This is a genomic window from Falsiroseomonas sp. RANM36 (assembly GCF_056682175.1).
In genome coordinates this window covers 1-255 of the sequence record NZ_JBWXTD010000072.1, presented here as the reverse complement: position 1 = coordinate 255, position 255 = coordinate 1, and the positions used below count along the sequence as shown (strand labels likewise).

Here is a 255-nt window from a genome sequence, read left to right as displayed (position 1 = left end):
CTTCGCGGATGGCGAAGCGCAGGCCCTCATCCATGGCGATCGGCGCGATCAGCTCGACATCCATCGTCACGTTGTCGCCCGGCATCACCATCTCCGTCCCCTCCGGCAGCTTCACCACGCCGGTCACGTCCGTCGTGCGGAAGTAGAACTGCGGACGGTAGTTCGTGAAGAACGGCGTGTGGCGACCGCCCTCCTCCTTCGTCAGGATATACGCCTCGGCCTTGAACTGCGTGTGCGGCGTGATCGAGCCCGGCG

At 65.1% G+C, this 255-nt stretch carries 1 protein-coding gene; it reads right to left on the bottom strand.

What is annotated here, in order from left to right:
• On the bottom strand, positions 1-255 hold a 255-nt coding region (locus AC1MIR_RS27890), incomplete at both ends, for an EF-Tu C-terminal domain-related protein (RefSeq protein ID WP_480031420.1).